This window comes from Ferrimonas pelagia (assembly GCF_039543565.1).
GTDB lineage: Bacteria > Pseudomonadota > Gammaproteobacteria > Enterobacterales > Shewanellaceae > Ferrimonas > Ferrimonas pelagia.
Window position 1 is genome coordinate 1 of record NZ_BAABJZ010000005.1, and the last position, 15,629, is coordinate 15,629.

13 protein-coding genes and 6 tRNA genes are annotated in these 15,629 nt (G+C 53.9%); 14 read left to right on the top strand and 5 right to left on the bottom strand.

Features of this window, described 5'->3' with window-relative positions; translation table 11 throughout:
• Nucleotides 1-683: 683 nt before the first annotated feature.
• The 3 genes from ABEA08_RS01760 (at nucleotide 684) to ABEA08_RS01770 (ending at nucleotide 1,891) form a co-directional block, all read left to right on the top strand.
• A tRNA-Ser gene (locus tag ABEA08_RS01760) sits at nucleotides 684-771 on the top strand.
• A gap of 295 nt (nucleotides 772-1,066) precedes the next feature.
• Nucleotides 1,067-1,154 (top strand) — tRNA-Ser (locus ABEA08_RS01765).
• Nucleotides 1,155-1,803: 649 nt separating this feature from the next.
• Nucleotides 1,804-1,891, top strand: a tRNA-Ser gene (locus tag ABEA08_RS01770).
• A 503-nt stretch (nucleotides 1,892-2,394) separates the two neighbouring features.
• Here ABEA08_RS01770 and ABEA08_RS01775 read toward each other — a convergent pair.
• Complete coding sequence (locus tag ABEA08_RS01775; protein WP_345332668.1) at nucleotides 2,395-2,733, bottom strand: hypothetical protein; 339 nt, start codon at nucleotides 2,731-2,733, stop codon at nucleotides 2,395-2,397.
• Between the two features lie 669 nt (nucleotides 2,734-3,402).
• Between ABEA08_RS01775 and ABEA08_RS01780 the strand changes: the two genes are divergently transcribed.
• Genes ABEA08_RS01780 through ABEA08_RS01790 form a run of 3 tightly spaced genes read left to right on the top strand, consistent with a single transcriptional unit; the run spans nucleotide 3,403 to nucleotide 6,279 of the window.
• Complete coding sequence (locus ABEA08_RS01780) at nucleotides 3,403-3,921, top strand: putative 4-hydroxy-4-methyl-2-oxoglutarate aldolase (protein ID WP_345332671.1); 519 nt, start codon at nucleotides 3,403-3,405, stop codon at nucleotides 3,919-3,921.
• Nucleotides 3,908-5,713: an AsmA family protein gene (locus ABEA08_RS01785; protein ID WP_345332674.1), complete on the top strand. Its 1,806-nt coding sequence runs from the start codon at nucleotides 3,908-3,910 to the stop codon at nucleotides 5,711-5,713. Before ABEA08_RS01780 ends, ABEA08_RS01785 begins: the two co-directional genes overlap by 14 nt.
• Nucleotides 5,713-6,279 carry a BsuPI-related putative proteinase inhibitor gene (locus ABEA08_RS01790; RefSeq protein ID WP_345332676.1) on the top strand — a complete coding sequence of 189 codons (567 nt, stop codon included), beginning with the start codon at nucleotides 5,713-5,715 and terminating at the stop codon, nucleotides 6,277-6,279. Before ABEA08_RS01785 ends, ABEA08_RS01790 begins: the two co-directional genes overlap by 1 nt.
• A 3-nt stretch (nucleotides 6,280-6,282) precedes the next feature.
• Here ABEA08_RS01790 and ABEA08_RS01795 read toward each other — a convergent pair whose 3' ends face one another.
• The gene (locus tag ABEA08_RS01795; protein WP_345332678.1) at nucleotides 6,283-6,975 is read right to left on the bottom strand and encodes a YIP1 family protein; all 693 of its coding nucleotides are present in this window, start codon (nucleotides 6,973-6,975) and stop codon (nucleotides 6,283-6,285) included.
• A gap of 89 nt (nucleotides 6,976-7,064) precedes the next feature.
• Here ABEA08_RS01795 and ABEA08_RS01800 point away from each other — a divergent pair, with 89 nt between their 5' ends.
• Nucleotides 7,065-7,895 carry an ABC transporter ATP-binding protein gene (locus ABEA08_RS01800; protein WP_345332681.1) on the top strand — a complete coding sequence of 277 codons (831 nt, stop codon included), beginning with the start codon at nucleotides 7,065-7,067 and terminating at the stop codon, nucleotides 7,893-7,895.
• On the top strand, nucleotides 7,873-9,075 hold the full coding sequence (locus tag ABEA08_RS01805; RefSeq protein WP_345332683.1) for an ABC transporter permease: 1,203 nt from the start codon (nucleotides 7,873-7,875) through the stop codon (nucleotides 9,073-9,075). The genes ABEA08_RS01800 and ABEA08_RS01805 overlap by 23 nt, the downstream gene beginning before the upstream one ends.
• 59 nt (nucleotides 9,076-9,134) lie before the next feature.
• Here ABEA08_RS01805 and ABEA08_RS01810 read toward each other — a convergent pair whose 3' ends face one another.
• Both ABEA08_RS01810 and gloB read right to left on the bottom strand, forming a co-directional pair.
• A complete protein-coding gene (locus tag ABEA08_RS01810; protein WP_345332686.1) occupies nucleotides 9,135-10,721 on the bottom strand; it encodes a LysM peptidoglycan-binding domain-containing protein in 1,587 nt (528 codons plus the stop codon).
• Nucleotides 10,722-10,804: 83 nt separating this feature from the next.
• Nucleotides 10,805-11,575, bottom strand: a complete 771-nt coding sequence (gloB, locus tag ABEA08_RS01815) for a hydroxyacylglutathione hydrolase (protein WP_345332689.1) — start codon at nucleotides 11,573-11,575, stop codon at nucleotides 10,805-10,807.
• A gap of 102 nt (nucleotides 11,576-11,677) precedes the next feature.
• Here gloB and ABEA08_RS01820 point away from each other — a divergent pair, with 102 nt between their 5' ends.
• Nucleotides 11,678-12,442, top strand: coding sequence for a class I SAM-dependent methyltransferase (locus ABEA08_RS01820; RefSeq protein ID WP_345332692.1), 765 nt, complete (start codon nucleotides 11,678-11,680; stop codon nucleotides 12,440-12,442).
• On the opposite strand, the gene rnhA is transcribed toward ABEA08_RS01820, so the two are convergent.
• The gene (gene rnhA / locus ABEA08_RS01825; RefSeq protein ID WP_345332694.1) at nucleotides 12,430-12,900 is read right to left on the bottom strand and encodes a ribonuclease HI; all 471 of its coding nucleotides are present in this window, start codon (nucleotides 12,898-12,900) and stop codon (nucleotides 12,430-12,432) included. The genes ABEA08_RS01820 and rnhA overlap by 13 nt on opposite strands.
• A 63-nt stretch (nucleotides 12,901-12,963) precedes the next feature.
• On the opposite strand from rnhA, the gene dnaQ reads away from it, so the two are divergent.
• The 5 genes from dnaQ to ABEA08_RS01850 all read left to right on the top strand — a co-directional run bounded on the left by dnaQ (nucleotide 12,964) and on the right by ABEA08_RS01850 (nucleotide 15,481).
• Entirely contained in the window at nucleotides 12,964-13,695 is a 732-nt protein-coding gene (gene dnaQ, locus ABEA08_RS01830; protein ID WP_345332697.1) for a DNA polymerase III subunit epsilon, read from the top strand.
• A complete protein-coding gene (locus ABEA08_RS01835) occupies nucleotides 13,670-14,950 on the top strand; it encodes a TIGR03503 family protein (protein WP_345332699.1) in 1,281 nt (426 codons plus the stop codon). The genes dnaQ and ABEA08_RS01835 overlap by 26 nt, the downstream gene beginning before the upstream one ends.
• 136 nt (nucleotides 14,951-15,086) lie before the next feature.
• Nucleotides 15,087-15,163: transfer RNA gene (locus ABEA08_RS01840), tRNA-Asp, on the top strand.
• An 82-nt stretch (nucleotides 15,164-15,245) separates the two neighbouring features.
• A tRNA-Asp gene (locus ABEA08_RS01845) sits at nucleotides 15,246-15,322 on the top strand.
• An 82-nt stretch (nucleotides 15,323-15,404) separates the two neighbouring features.
• Nucleotides 15,405-15,481: transfer RNA gene (locus ABEA08_RS01850), tRNA-Asp, on the top strand.
• Nucleotides 15,482-15,629: the final 148 nt, after the last annotated feature.

The window sequence follows — 15,629 nt, forward strand, 5'->3', positions numbered from 1 at the left end:
TTACCGGTCAGGTCTTGGCCTGAGCGAAGTGCCTCAATGGCGGCTTCCATGTCGAAAGTAGGTTTGGTCATTCGCTATTCCTTTTGGATTGATTTTAAGCAAATGACACAGAAATCTGAACACTACCATAGCAGCGGTGTGGCAATGCGCGGCTCAAACGCTTAAGTGAGCTTTTGCGCAGTGAAGTGCAATGCCCAACTCGCGAGCGATGCAGCGCAGGCTTTGACCTTGCTTGTAACGGACGTGGATATTCACAAACTGATTCGCCCTTGGTTAACATCTGCTCCTATCTGTGCGGCAAAGCACAGAGAGTAACCAAGTGGATCACTTTTCAATTGGTGTTGGTGGATCAGTTTTGCATTGGTGGTGACAGCAAGGCGAAGGGGCGCAGGGGCGATTTCGGTGTTTCAACCTAAATGGCTTGCCGTCTCAATCGCGACATGGACGGCGATGCCATGGGTTTTGATGTCCGAACGTCGACAATGCATCGCATAGATGCAGTCGAAAGAGTGGCCTATGGTCATGTTGTATCGTAAATTGACGCACCTATTTGTGAGTTATTTAGGCGGTTTGACCGTTAACTCAGCAGTCGGTAATTTGATGGTCGAGAGAAGCTTGACGGGCGAGGTTCACCACCGTAAAGTTACGCCCCGTTGAGAGGCAAACGCCGACAACAAAAAATTGGTCAGGTGTCCGAGTGGCTGAAGGAGCACGCCTGGAAAGTGTGTATACGGCAACGTATCGAGAGTTCGAATCTCTCCCTGACCGCCATATTGCGAAAGCCCCAACCGAAAGGTTGGGGCTTTTTCGTTGTTGCCATTTCGCGCAAGAACAATAGAACGATACAGCCTGCTTGTTCGACAGACTGGCAGTAGAGGCTCAGAGCAGATCAGAGCGAGCATTACTCAAGGACACCGTTGCGAGGACGTACTTTGCTGGCCACTTGACCACTTTGGTTGCGAACTGTGCAAACGATCTCTAAAAGGAATTTGTCCGCTTGACGACCGAACGGCATCGCCGTAAAGTTACGCCCCGTTGAGAGGCAAACGCCGACAACAAAAAAATTGGTCAGGTGTCCGAGTGGCTGAAGGAGCACGCCTGGAAAGTGTGTATACGGCAACGTATCGAGAGTTCGAATCTCTCCCTGACCGCCATATTGCGAAAGCCCCAACCGAAAGGTTGGGGCTTTTTCGTATTTGGAATATGGGGAAGATTGAGCAACCCGTATTGAGAGCTTGGTTTTATATCAATCGCACTAAGTACCTCTGAATTGGGCAAATACTTAAAGTGATTGGTATTATATTACCGACAGTTGGCTCACCTACCGATCTTCGCGCTTGTCGCACTTATTGTGTTACTTCAGTCGTGCTTCTTTGGGTAAGAACCGTCAGTCTGGCCCTTGTGTACGCGACGAGTGAAGTACGCCATTGTGCTAAAGGGGCTATTGACGCTTATGTTGAAGGTAGAAAGTCTGACGATGCTGTGGCCGAGTGGCGGAGCAATGCGTCCCGGCGGTATTACATTGGGAACGTGTTAGCCTTTCGCCTTTTTAAGTGTGTGCAGTGTATTGTGGGGCACCCAAGGATTGCTCTTTGGCTGCGCGATATTCCATAAGAAAGGGGGTGATTATCGATCAGCCTAGGGACTGCCGATGCAGTGAACCGGTTTTGGGGCGGACCATCTAGCCACTCTTGAACAAAACTCAAGCAAACGATAGCAGCAAGTGGGGATAAGGCTTGTTTTAATTCAGAGGGGGTCTTATAGTACGCCTCGTTGAAAGGCAAACGCCCCAACAAACAAATTGGTCAGGTGTCTGAGTGGCTGAAGGAGCACGCCTGGAAAGTGTGTATACGGCAACGTATCGAGAGTTCGAATCTCTCCCTGACCGCCATATTGCGAAAGCCCCAACCGAAAGGTTGGGGCTTTTTCGTATGCGCGTTAAAGGTGCTACGAGGAGCATTTAGACGTTAGGCGATGCTTCCGGTTGTTGGGTAGTGGGATCGTTTGATGGCGGTGATAAAGGGTGCTCAAAGGCGAGAGTGTATAACGCTTGATTGGAAGCTATCTCGGTTGCAGGCTAGGCCAGGGCGGCTTGGTGGCGATCACTTTCACGGGCGGGTGAGCTGTGGGTTAGCATCAATCGGTGCCGTGACAGCGGATCATCTTTAACGGTGCACTGCGAGAGTGGCTGCTGTGGGGCGCTGGAACAGAGAGCCTGATGCCTCGCTCTTAAATCTCCAGAGCCGTGGTTGCTTGCGGGGCTCGGTAAAATCTGGCGTGACTATTTTGCTGAGGATCTGGTTGAGTCGAAAGGTAGGCGAGTGGTTCATCTTGGTGTTGCGCACTGGACATTTTGCATAAAAAAAGCAGCCTTGGCTGCTTTTTTTATAAGTATCAACTGGATTTTTTCCCTTCTAGGGATTCTAGATCCGCCATGGTGGTAACCAGTTCCTGATAACTCATATTGAGATCGCGAGCTAAATTAATCAATTTTGCCCGATAGGTTTGCACACGTTCCGCTTTTTCATTGTATTCACGGCGCTCGGTCAGGATCTCTTCGATGGCTGCTTGCAGTGTTAACAACTGCTTGTCTGACCACTCTAAGTGCGTCAAATAGTTTTTCATCTGACGATGTGAACGGGTATTTGTCGTGAGTTCAGTCTGAACCTTTTTTTCTTGCTCTAACTCAATAAGCGCTGAGCGAAAGGCGTCTTCTAATTGTGGATTACTCATATGTCTCTTTGAGATGTGAATGACGTTTCGGTTAGCTTCCATGCGGCTTTCAGAGCGGGCAATCGACCCAGCGCTGCCCCCTCATGATAAGCGATATACCGCGAACTGCAAATATCTTTAACACAAACATCCACCCGACACCCTAACTTACGACTTTTTGCTGATCGCCGTCGCTGACATGACTAACACAATGACTTATAGAGTTTGCCTGATCATACCTCTTAGCGATCAGAAAGGTGGTCGGTAATGAAAGGCCTAATGAGAGGTTGCTGTGACGGGCCGAGTGACTCAGTGTTATTGGGGGAGGTGGTGCCCGCTTTTACTCACTCTCCAGCGTTCTTTTGTAACACCGATGTTTGGCGATGTCATGCTGACTGTCCGCTAAACAGCTTAAGGCAGCGAGGGGCGCGATATTATTTATGTTGTATTGGCGGTGGTGGCTGCTGAGAGACGAGGAACGGGTGAACTCGAAGAATGTGCCCAACCAGTAATGGTTGGCATGCTCAACGAGAGCAAGGTTTTTTGGCACAAAGAAAGCTTCTGTCTATTGGAAGAAAATTGACCAATAATGAGATGATTGCAATCTGAAGCGAATTGCAGTTGTACGCTCTTTTGTTGTGCGCTGTCAGCGGTTAGGATGAATTTAGCGTCTGCAAGGGAGTCTAATGTATGCGAGATCTATTACCGGAATTGTGTGATCGATACTCAAGTGAACTTCGCCTGTTTGCTCCGATATTTACCAGCTTTGGAGGGCAGCAGATCTTCGCGGGTCCGATCGACACAGTACGCTGCCCGGAGGACAACGGCTTGGTGCGTACCGTACTGAGTGAACCGGGAGCGGGGCGGGTGTTGCTGATTGATGGCGGTGGGATGGCTCGCCGCGCGTTGCTGGGGGATCAACTAGCGATGATGGCTTCAAGCAATGGTTGGGCTGGGATAGTGGTGTATGGCTCTGTTCGTGATGTGATGACATTGGCTACGATCCCTGTTGGGATCCAGGCGCTTGGTGCGGTGCCGATGAAAACGGAGAAGCGCGGATTAGGGGAGCGTGGAGTTGAGGTGGAGATCCTGGGCCTGCGCATTCAACCGGGGCAGTATTTGTACGCCGATCCGAATGGGATCGCCGTCAGCGATCGAGCGCTGAGCCTTCCCGATGGTTTTGAGGAGTTGAATTTTGCAGCTGATTAAATGGATCTTAATTACCTTTGCCGTGCTGTTGGCGCTGGCAGTGGGTTACCTAACGCTGTTCTTTGACCTAAACAGTGTCAAGCAAGTGCTCGCCGAAAGGGTTGAGCAGAGTACGGGCCGCAGTTTGCGTATTGAAGGCGATATAGGTTGGTCGGTCTATCCCAGCTTGGGGCTGTCGCTGCATCAGATCTCGTTCAGTAATGTGGAAGGCGCGGGATTACCTCCAATGTTAACGCTTGATCAGGCGCAGTTAGCGGTTGCTCTTTTACCCCTGCTGCGAGGCCAGATCGAGATTGGTGCGGTATCGCTGTCTGGCGTGACCGCATCATTGGTGACCTTGGCCGATGGGCGTAATAGTTTTTCCGGCCTTGTCCCTGAGGGAGCGGAGGCAGACGAGTCGGTGGCTGCTGAGTCGGTACCCGCGCAGCAAGATTGGCATCTGGGCCATTTGCAACTGGACGATCTGATCATCCAATACGAGGATCAACAGCAGCAGAGCAGACAGTCGCTGACGTTGGAGCACCTGTCCTTGACGGATCTCTCGCCAGGCGGAGAGGCGCCGCTGCAGTTGAGTTTGGTACTGGACGATGGCCGCACTCAAGTGAGTAGCGAGGCGAGCGCGGTCCTGCAGCTTTCCAGTGATCTGCAACAGATATCTTTGAGTCAGTGGCAACAGTCGCTCTCTATTCGTGGTGAGGCTGTGCCGGAACACAAACAGTCGCTGTCATTGGCGTTTAACGCTGAACTTGATCGTGTCGCCAACGCATTTCAACTGTCTGCGCTGGAGATGAGGTGGCAGGAATTTTTGTTTGAAGGCGAAGGGCGCCTGAGCCTGAGCGGCGTGCGGCCGGAATTGGTGTTTAAAGGAGAGGGCAACAGCTTGGATCTTACCCCGCTAATGCCCTCTCAGACGGCCGCCCAGCAGGCGGAAGAGACAACATCCCCCAGCGATGAGGAGCCCGATCTCGCTGTATTGAAAGCGGCGGATCTCGATATTTCGGTTCGACTGGCCAGCCTTGTTGCTGCGCCATATCGGGTGGATGATGCCGAACTCGATCTGCAATTGCGCGATGGCAAGCTGATCCTGCAGCGTTTGGCCGGGCAAAGCTTTGAGGGACAGTTTGAGCTGTCCGCGACGCTTGATGGTGGTACAGAGCCCGCTCGTTATTCGTTTCAACAACGCCTGACAGGGCTGGCATTGCAGCCGATGTTGCAAACAGTGGCAGATACGGACTTATTGGCCGGGCGAGCGGCTCTGTCGGTGACGGGCCAGGGGCGGGGTTTGTCGGAGCAAGCACTGCAACGGCTGGAGGCAAATGGGCAATTAAGCGTAACGGACGGTGCGCTCTATGGGGTAAACCTCGCCAAGATGATCCGAGAGGGCGAAGCGAAGCTTAAGGGCGATCTAGACGCCACTGCTTCGGCGGAACAGACCGACTTTTCCAGTCTGGATATGCGGCTAGAGATAAAAAACGGCATGTTGGCGACGGAGGATATTCGTCTGGCATCACCACTGCTTCGTCTCGATGGGCGCGGCACCGTGGGGTTAAGTTCGCAGGCCCTGAATTATCAGTTGGTCGTGGCGTTAGTGGGCTCGTTAGAGGGGCAGGGCGGTAAAACGGTAGAGCAACTGCGCGATGTGCCGATCCCGCTGAAGGTGGCGGGAACCGTCAGTGCGCCTGAGTATGGCTTGGATCTGGATGCCCTGATCGGCAATCAAATTGAGCAAGAAAAAGAGAAGCTGGAGAAGAAGTTGAAGGATAAGCTATTTGAAAAACTGGGAGAGTTCTGATGGTTCGTTGGTTATGGTTAGTGGTGATGTTGGTGGGGTGCAGTCACTCAGAGGCTCCGGCAGGGGAGCCGGATGACACGACGTTAAAGCTGGAGGCGGCGACAGCGAAGTCAAGAACGGTTCAACCTCCGGCCCAGTTGGATGTGGTTGGGGGGCGGCGGTATGGTTCGGACAGAGCCAACGGAGAGGTGGGCGATATGGCGTTGCAAGCGACATTAAAAACGGCGTCACAATGGCAACGCAGCATCGGGGCGTCGGCCGAGTTAGCATTGGTGAATCCCAGTGACTATGCGCTGAACTATACCGTCGCGTCCGGCATGTTGGCGGACTTTATTTTAATGCAGGGCGATCAGGTTGTGTGGCGTTATTCCAATGAGATGGCGTTTATTCAGGCGCTCACGCAGTTTCGATTGGAAGGCGGCGGTCAGCGCTCGGTGAAGGTGAAGATCGGTGCGCATGCCCTCAAATCATTAGCCCCGGGTCAGTACGCATTGCATGCCCGCCTTAATTTTTACCCTAAGGAGCGGATCCCGGAGATCGCCCCGGTGTTGATCCAATTGAACTGAGTGCTAGAGCAGCAACGCCCAGAGCCCGTAGAGCAGCGCGGCGGGTGTGAAGGTGATCAGGCCGGTGACGAGGCGCGACAAACGCGTCCAACTCCGGATCGCGAGAAACAGCCAGGCTAGACTCCATAGCGTTAACAGATCCATGGATTCAACCAAGGCATAGCCGACATGCTCGCTTGCCAGTCCCACTAAGCGGTTGAGCGAGGTGGGATTGAGCGCCGCAGGATCGATCTCGCTACCTGAGCTGACGATCCATACCAGACTGATGATGCTCGCCACCAGTGTGGGTAACAGCAGCCACCAACATAAGCCAAACCAATCTCCGAAGCTGTGAATGTTCTCGTCATCCAACTGGGTAAGCCGGTGAAGATACAGTGCGATCACGCCCTGCAGAGCGCACAGCAGAGCCAAGCCGCCCAGTATTGACGTTAGCAGGATCCGGTTTGGCGTCATCATCGCCGCGATGGTGCGCTGATCGGCCGGTGCCAAGTCGGCCAGACCGGTCATCAAGTGAGTCTCGCGATACCAATCAAAGTCGATCTGATTGAAATACAGAAGTTGGATGCCGCTATAAGCGAGCACCACCAAGGTGAACGGCCACCAAGACCAGCCTCTAGCACCGCTTAATGCGGCAAACACGGCGGATGGATGGCGCCATATGTGCTTCAGCCCGTGGCGCGGGGTGTTGACAGACATCATTGGTTACAGGTTGGGAACTTGTTGTGATTAATGACTAAACGTTAACATGGGGCTTGGCTTAGGCAAAGAGACAGGATGTCGACGTAATGATTGAAGTTAAGGGATTAGCGAAGCGGTTTGCTTTGGAAAACCCTAAGGCGGGCAGTGAGAGTGGCCATAGAGATCCGCGTCAGCGCGGGCGTTTCTTTCACTCCGTTGAGCAGGTGTCGTTGAGCTGCAAGCCGGGTGAAGTGCTGGGTTTGATCGGCCCGAATGGCGCGGGGAAGACCACGACGTTGCGAATGCTGTCCGGCGTACTGCAACCGGATCGGGGCGAGGTGGTGATCGACGGTGAAGAGTTGCATCGGGACGATGGCAGCGTGCGACGTAAAGTCGGCTTCTTATCGGCGACAACGGCGATCTACGAGCGCCTCACGGTAGAGGAAAACCTGAGATACTTTGGCCAACTGTACGGCCTAACCCCGAGTCTGTGTGATGAGCGTATAGAGGCGTTGTGCTCGCAATTGGACATGGATGACTTTCGCCACCGGCGCGTATTGGATCTGTCTTCCGGCATGAAGCAACGGGCCAACATCGCTCGCGCAGTCGTCCACCAGCCGAAGGTGATCATTTTTGATGAGCCGACAACCGGGTTGGATATCATGTCGACCGAGACCATTTTGCAATTTATCGACTCGCAAAAGCAGGCGGGACGCCCCGTGATCTTCTCCACCCATCATCTCGAGGAAGTGAGTCTATTGTGCGACCAACTTTCTGTGATCCTGGTCGGACGGTCAAACTATAACGGGCCGCTTGAGGCGTTTGCTGGAAGTCGTGACGCGGTGGCCTTGCGTCGAACATTTATGCAGCAGCACGAGCGTTCAATGACGGTGGCGGGATCGATGGAGGCAGCGGATGTTCAAGCAGATCTGGCTTAAAGAGAGCAAAGACATTTGGCGTGATAAGAAAACGCTTTGGTTTATCGTGCTGTTTCCCACCTTGGTGATCCCTGCGCTGTTGGGGGGGGTGATCTATTTTAGCGTGGTGTCGATGCAGGGTAAGTTTGATGAGGTGCTTCGTTTTCAGGTGCACGCACCGCCTGCCTGGCAATCGGTGATCCATGAGCAGCTTGCCGGGCACGATAAACTGGTGGGCGTGGAAAGTAAGACGGACGGCAGCGCCGAGCGGATCCGGCAAGCGGTCAATCAAGGCTCGGTGGACTTTGTGCTGGTGATCCCTGAGGATTTTGAGCCGACAAGGGCAAAAGTTAGCGATTGGCAGCTGTATTACAATCAAGCGGATGATCTTGGTCAATTCGATCGTATTGATGAGGTGTTACAGCCTTTGTTCGAGCGGTGGCAGGATGATCATCGACAACGCTGGCACCTGAGCCAGGTTCAGGCTGACGTCTTGACTAAGCCGGTCAGGCTCGACTGGGTCGGCACCGCTGACAAACGCGAGGATCTTGGTGAGAAGATCGGCGGAATGTTGCCCTATATCTTGCTGCTGCTTTGTCTGATGGGGGCGATGATGCCAGCGCTGGATATTGGCGCAGGAGAAAAAGAGCGGGGGACGCTGGAAACCCTATTGTTGACCCCAGTGGCAAGAAGCACCATCGTTTTTGCCAAGTTTACCGTTATCGCAACGTCCAGTTTACTGGTGGCCTTTCTTACTATCGCCAGTGGCTTAGGCTGGTCACTATTGTTAGGTCAGTTTTTTGCGCTGGAGGCATTGGTTGAAGTGGTCAGTGCGATTGGCTTGTTGGATCTGACGCTGATCCTCGCCATGTTAGTACCTATTTCGTTGTTCTATGCCGCCATGTTGTTGGCGGTCTCCATCTATGCCAGAACCTATAAAGAGGGCCAAAATTATATGGCGCCCTTTAACTTTTTGGCCATCTTGCCAGCGATGGTGGCGATGATCCCAGGCTTGGAGTTTTCTGGCTGGGTGCCCTGGGCGCCGATCGTCAATGTCACTTTGGCGACCAAGGAGTTGCTCAAGGGCACAATGGTGTATTGGGATCTGTTGCCGGTATTTATGACCAATTTCGCCCTCGCTTTGGCGCTGTTGCTGTTTTGCACATACTGGTTTCGCCGTGAGCAGGTGTTGTTTCGTTAAACCCGATAATGCAAAAAGGCCAGCATGCGCTGGCCTTGTGTTGTTTAAGCGGGTCTTGCTCAGACTTGAACTCGGGTCACATCCACATAGAGGGTAAGACGCTGACCTGGCTGTAGGTACTTCTGACCTTCTAGCTTATTCCAGCGGACCAGATCGTTCACATTGACCTTAAAGCGTTGGCCAATTCGAGCCAGAGAATCGCCACTGCGCACCGTGTAGCTGATCTGGCGCATGATGGAAGACTTGCTCTGATTGGTCGCGATCTTATTAACCCAGATCACCAACGTCTGGCCTAAGCGCAGGGTGTCAGACGGTGCCATGTTGTTCCAACTGGCCAGTTGAGCCACGGTCACGTTATTGGCACGGGCAATGGTCCATAACGAGTCGCCGGATTGGACTTTATGATCCACCTTAAAGTCTGCGCGTTTGTTGGATTGGTGTCGTGCCAAGCGCTGCTCGGCACTGAACACATAGTCTTCTTGGTCTTTGGCCGCCACTGGGATCAGTAAGGTCTGGCCAATGCGGATCATATTGCCATCCATCTTGTTGACCGACTGAATGATCCCGGTTCGGGTGTGGTACTTCTTGGCGATCACGCTCAGGCTATCACCGCTTTTCACCGTGTATCGTACCCAGTTGACCCGCTGGGCATTGTCCGTGTCGGCCAGTGCCAAGTTGAAGCCATCCACCTTGTCGATAGGGAGCAACAGGGCGTGAGGGCCGTCAGGGGAAGTGGCCCAGCGGTTATAGCCGGGGTTGAGCTTATGCAGTTCTGCCACCGACATGTCGGCCAGATCCGCGGCCAAAGACAGATCGATCTGCGAGCCAACATCGATGCGCTCCAACGCCGGCTCGTTGGCAATCGGGTTCAGCTGGATACCGTACTTCTCGGCATTCTTGACCACATCCGCCAGTGCCAACAGCTGGGGTACATAACGCTCAGTTTCACCCGGCAGGCTCAAAGCGAAGTAATCGGTTGGCTTGCCTTCGGCTTTATTGTTGCGGATGGCGCGGAACACGCGGCCTTCACCGGTGTTGTAGGCGGCAAATGCGTAGAGCCAGTCGTTGTGGAGCTTGCCGTGCAGATATTCCATCATATCCATCGCTGCGATGGTTGAGGCGTAGACATCACGACGACCGTCATACCACCAGTTTTGGGTCAGCCCAAAATGACGGCCCATTGGTGCGGTAAACTGCCAGATCCCGGCGGCGGCGCCGGCAGAATAGGCAAAGACATCAAAAGAGCTCTCTACGATTGGGAGCAGCGCCAGTTCGATCGGCAAGCCCCGCTTCTCGATCTCTTCAACGATCAAGTACATGAAGGGTTCGGCACGTCGAGAGACGGTCGCCAAATGGCTTGGGTTGTTGATGTACCACTGGCGGAAACGATCGACCCGTTCGTTGTCGGGTATATCCAGGCTGAGTCCCGCGACGATCCGCTCCCAGACATCTTCTGGCGGCAATACCACTTCGGGCTCCGCGGGCTTGGGCTCAGGGCTTACTGTTTGAGCGGCTAGGGTGACTCCGACCTCGAGCTCTGAGCCGGCTTCGGCGGCTTCGGCGGCTTCATCGTCGGGTGGGCTTATCAGGCTTTGACAGCCAGACAGGACGAATGCGATAGCAAGGGCGGATAGCTTAAACTTCATCAAATCAAAATGCTCAATAAACCCAGAAACGGAACCGAAAAGCCTCGGCTCGGCGAAAAAAACAGCAGGATTGTATCAGCATGTCAGAAGTTATCTTTCCATTGACGCAGGGCTGCGAAGCGGCTCACGCTATCAGTGGAAGTGACTTGTGCATGCTTTTGTAAACTGATAGCCAGTTCTGGCTGACCACAGCGCAGGAAAGGGTTGATCAACAACTCCGTTTCAATGCGACTGGGTAAGGTCGGTAAACCCTTTTGACGCAGCAGTGTGCATGACTGACGATAGGCATGCAATGCCGTGTTTTGCGGCTCAACCGCACAGGCAAACGCCAAGTTTGCCAGGGTGTATTCATGGGTGCAGTACACTTGAGTCTCGCCGGGTAACGCAGCCAGTTGTTGCAGTGACGCGTACATCTGCTCAGCACTGCCTTCGAATAGTCGACCGCAGCCACCGCTAAATAAAGTGTCGCCGCAAAATAGCTTCCCATCGCCATAATAGCCGATGTGGTCCAGGGTGTGTCCTGGCAGCGACAGGACCGTCAGCTGTAGTGCCAGGCCCTCAAGGGTGAGGCTCGCGCCGGCTTGCACCGTTTGGGTTAAGCCCATTATGGCAGCGTTGTTGGGGCCGATGCACTGCGCTTGTGGCCAGCGCTGCCGCAGCGGTTCAATGCCGTTGGTGTGATCCCAGTGGTGATGGGTGATGAGGATCCCACGCAAGCTCAACCCTTCTGCCTTCAGATGGTCAATGACACTCTCGGCGCAGCCAGGATCGACCACCCAAGCATCTTGTCCTCGGCTCAGGCACCAAATATAGTTATCGTTGAAAGCGGGGATCGGGATAATCGAATATGACATACTGGCAAGGCGTTCGGGAGTGGAACGGCTAGGGTAACGTAATTCCCAAGCGGGCTTCTAGCCCCGTGATGCTATGCTAAACAGCAAGGATGGTGGTTGAACATGATGCGTCCCGCTTACAGTCCCAAAGAGTTGGTGACACCTGAAAACTGGCAAACTCTGCCCTATGGCGATTGGTTGCAGCAGCAGGTGGGGGCCAGCCTGAACGATTGGTGGCCAAAGATCTTTGGTTACCATCTATTAAAGCTGGGCAATCTGTCGTCGGAGCTCGCCACCGGCTTGTGCCCCGTCGCTCACCAGATAAATCTAGCGCCAGAGAGTGAGCAGATCCAGGCCAAACTGGAAGCCTTGCCTTTCAAGAGTGCCAGTATTGATGCTTGCCTATCGACCTTTTGTCTTGAGTTTCATCGCGATCCCCACAGTTTGCTGCGTGAGATCGATCGGGTATTGATCTCTGGTGGTCGTCTTATCTTGGTGGGTTTTAATCCGCTCAGCAGTTTAGGCATGGGTTATCTTTGGCCTGCGAATCACAAGCGCCTGCCTTGGAGCGGGCGTCTCTTTACCCCAGCACGGATCCAAGATTGGCTGGGCGTATTGGGTTACCGAGTGTTGGCCAAAGAGTGTTTGTGCCAGCACGGTTTACTTTGGGCGCCGACCCGCTTTGCCAGTGTGCAGCAATCGATGAAGGACGTGATGCCGGGCTTGGGCAGTGTCTATCTTATTGTTGCGGAGAAGCTGGACTCGCCACTAACACCGGTCCGGCAGAAATGGAAGATCCGTCGGCCCTTGGTGGTGCGGCCGTTCCCCGAGCTTGCAGGCCGTGATAGTCAGTCGGCGGCGCGGCAGCGAGACCCTCAGGACAGATAGCCTTCGTCCGGCGAGAGTTCCGGGCCACCGGCCGCTTCTCGCGCCAAGGTGTCACACCGTTCATTATCTGGGTTGCCGGCATGGCCCTTGACCCAATGCCATTCGATCTGATGTGGCGTGCTGGCTTGCTCGAGTCGCTGCCACAGATCAACGTTCTTGACCGCTTGTCCCCCTTTGGTTTTCCAGCCATTGCGTTTCCAGCCATGGATCCATTGGGTGATCCCTTGACGCAGGTATTGGCTGTCGGTGTGGAGATCGATGTGGCAGGGCTCCACCAGGGTTTCCACGGCAACGATAGCGGCCAACATTTCCATGCGGTTATTGGTGGTCATCTCAAAACCGGCTTTTAACTCCTTGCGGTGGCGTCGATAGCGCAGGACAATGCCGTATCCACCAGGACCGGGATTGCCCAGGCAGGAGCCATCGGTGTAGACAGTGACTCGTTTTTGTTGGGTCATTGAAGTTGATACCATATTGGGGCAAAGCGCCGCAGTATACCCTAACTGATAATCGGAACAGTGATGACAGAAGCGACCCCTCAATTACGCCAAATTGTCTTTGATACAGAAACCACCGGGATGAACCAGGGGGCAGGCCCCCATTATTTAGGTCACCGGGTGATTGAGATCGGTTGCGTCGAAATGGTCAACCGTAAGCTGACGGGCCGCACCTATCATGTGTTCATTAAGCCCGATCGACCGGTTGATGAGGAAGCCATCGAGGTTCACGGGATCACCGATGAGTTCCTGCAAGACAAGCCGGATTTTGCACAGATAGCGGATGAGTTCTTAGCCTTTATTCAGGGTGCTGAGCTGATCGCACACAACGCGAACTTTGATATTGGCTTCCTCGATTATGAATTCGAGATGTTGGGTCGCACGGGTAAAGTAACGGATCACTGTCGGGTGATCGATACCTTACAACTGGCGCGGGGCAAGAAAAACAAAGGGGAGATCCAGGGCAACCTGAACTTGGATGCACTCTGTCGTTTTTACGGTATCGACAATTCACATCGAACCTTGCACGGCGCATTGCTCGATTCCGAGATCCTCGCCGACGTCTACCTCTACATGACCGGCGGACAGACCAAACTGGTGTTTGGTTCGGACGGCGATAGCGGTAGCAGTGATATTCAGCGGCTACCTAGCGATCGGGTTCGTACCCGCGTGATCCGGGCCAGTTCCGAGGAGCTTAACAATCATAATGTCAGGATGGAGATGGTGAGTGATGCCATTTGGTTCCGTCAGTCGTAAGCTCTGCTGCGCACTGGCCTGGGGGATGGCGCTGTTCAGCTCGGTGTTGGTTGCGGAGCCGCAAACGCTTGCTCTGCTCGATAATCGGTTTCGCATCGACCATGCCGTCGATGAGATCACCATCTTGGTGCGACGCGATATCGGCAGCGCGCCTGTGGTGGTGGTTCAGCCGGATGGCAGTAAGTGGTACGCCGAGCGACACCCAGAGTCCGTGCGCTGGAGCGTGACCCAAAGCAGCGATATGATCCAGATCCGTCAGCCAACACCGGGCCCTTGGCAATTGGTGGGGGCCGTGGAGCCTGGCTCAGAAGTGCGCTTAATGACGGACATCAATTTAGCGCACGACGCCTTTCCTGAAACCATCTATCGGGGGCAGCGCCTCAAACTGACCGCCGAGATCCAAGGCGACAGTGATCGCATTGAGATGCGTGACTTCTATCAGCAATTGGAATGGAACGTCATCATCCATAGTGCCAATCGACCGGGCGACGAGAATTTTGCGGCAGGACCTTACCGGATCGGCACCTATTATGACGATGGTGAAGGATTGGATGAGCGACCTCACGATGGGATCTTCACCGCGAACCTAAATTTTGATTACCCCGTGGGGTTATATGAGCTGCAGATGTCGGTGGAAAACCCGGTATTCAGTCGCCAAACCCGCCAGTCTGTAACCATCATCCCTCAACCTTTGCGGATGAGGGTCGAAGGCGAGCCGAATGACGGTTATCAGTTGGTTCTCGATATCGAACCTGAGGTGATCCCACGCACTTTGCACCTGGCCCTGTCGGTACAGACTCCAGAGCACTCAGCGGTGGAGTTGGTGATCACGCCAAGTCAATTTACCCAGCGGATCGCGCTACCCATGCTAAACCAGCACGGCAATTACGTGATCAGCGGCCAGGTTGTGGGGACTCGAAACACGGGCAATGAGTTTTACTTAGAGCTTCCCTCCCTGTCTGTGTACGTTTCGCCGCCACTGCCGCCGCCGCTGCAGCAGCAGGAATTGGCGACGTTGGCGATGGAGAGGGCGCTGGTGCAGGAGCAAAGAGCACGAGAGAAGGTGTTGTGGGTGGTGGGCATCGTCAACATCCTGCTATTGGTGCTAGGCTGTTTGGTACTTGCTCTCTGGCGTAAACGTCAGCGTAGCTATCAACGACTCATGAGCCAACCGGCTCCAGAAGCGGATTTAACTCCGGAAGAGGTTGATATGACTGAGTTAGTGAGTGATTTATCGCCAAAGAAGTCGACCTAAACGTTGTAATTTTCAACGGTTGGCTAAAAAGCAGTTAGTTGACCTTTGTTTTGATAAAAATCGGTTGACGGGCAAAAGGGGGCGCCGTAATATGCGCCCCGTCTTCAAGGGAACATCCCGGAAAAGACAAAGGTGCGGAGTGGTAGTTCAGTTGGTTAGAATACCGGCCTGTCACGCCGGGGGTCGCGGGTTCGAGTCCCGTCCACTCCGCCATTAATTTACGTGCTTTACGAAGCACAACAGGGAATTGAGTTCCTTCCCCAAGGCTCAGTTAGCTGTCTAAACCAGTTTCGGTGGAGTGGTAGTTCAGTTGGTTAGAATACCGGCCTGTCACGCCGGGGGTCGCGGGTTCGAGTCCCGTCCACTCCGCCATTTATTTACGTGCTTTGCGAAGCACAACAGGGAATTGAGTTCCTTCCCCAAGGCTCAGTTAGCTGTCTAAACCAGTTTCGGTGGAGTGGTAGTTCAGTTGGTTAGAATACCGGCCTGTCACGCCGGGGGTCGCGGGTTCGAGTCCCGTCCACTCCGCCATTAATTTATGTGCTTTACGAGGCACAACAGGGAATTGAGTTCCTTCCCCAAGGCTCAGTTAGCTGTCTAAACCAGTTTCGGTGGAGTGGTAGTTCAGTTGGTTAGAATACCGGCCTGTCACGCCGGGGGTCGCGGGTTCGAGTCCCGT

What these genes read in the sequence shown, in the direction of transcription:
- ABEA08_RS01775 (WP_345332668.1), bottom strand. Translation starts at nt 2,733, where the DNA reads ATGAGTAATCCACAATTAGAAGACGCCTTTCGCTCAGCGCTTATTGAG.
- ABEA08_RS01780 (WP_345332671.1), top strand. Translation starts at nt 3,403, where the DNA reads ATGCGAGATCTATTACCGGAATTGTGTGATCGATACTCAAGTGAACTT.
- ABEA08_RS01790 (WP_345332676.1), top strand. Translation starts at nt 5,713, where the DNA reads ATGGTTCGTTGGTTATGGTTAGTGGTGATGTTGGTGGGGTGCAGTCAC.
- ABEA08_RS01795 (WP_345332678.1), bottom strand. Translation starts at nt 6,975, where the DNA reads ATGTCTGTCAACACCCCGCGCCACGGGCTGAAGCACATATGGCGCCAT.
- ABEA08_RS01800 (WP_345332681.1), top strand. Translation starts at nt 7,065, where the DNA reads ATGATTGAAGTTAAGGGATTAGCGAAGCGGTTTGCTTTGGAAAACCCT.
- ABEA08_RS01805 (WP_345332683.1), top strand. Translation starts at nt 7,873, where the DNA reads ATGTTCAAGCAGATCTGGCTTAAAGAGAGCAAAGACATTTGGCGTGAT.
- ABEA08_RS01810 (WP_345332686.1), bottom strand. Translation starts at nt 10,721, where the DNA reads ATGAAGTTTAAGCTATCCGCCCTTGCTATCGCATTCGTCCTGTCTGGC.
- gloB (WP_345332689.1), bottom strand. Translation starts at nt 11,575, where the DNA reads ATGTCATATTCGATTATCCCGATCCCCGCTTTCAACGATAACTATATT.
- ABEA08_RS01820 (WP_345332692.1), top strand. Translation starts at nt 11,678, where the DNA reads ATGATGCGTCCCGCTTACAGTCCCAAAGAGTTGGTGACACCTGAAAAC.
- rnhA (WP_345332694.1), bottom strand. Translation starts at nt 12,900, where the DNA reads ATGACCCAACAAAAACGAGTCACTGTCTACACCGATGGCTCCTGCCTG.
- dnaQ (WP_345332697.1), top strand. Translation starts at nt 12,964, where the DNA reads ATGACAGAAGCGACCCCTCAATTACGCCAAATTGTCTTTGATACAGAA.
- ABEA08_RS01835 (WP_345332699.1), top strand. Translation starts at nt 13,670, where the DNA reads ATGCCATTTGGTTCCGTCAGTCGTAAGCTCTGCTGCGCACTGGCCTGG.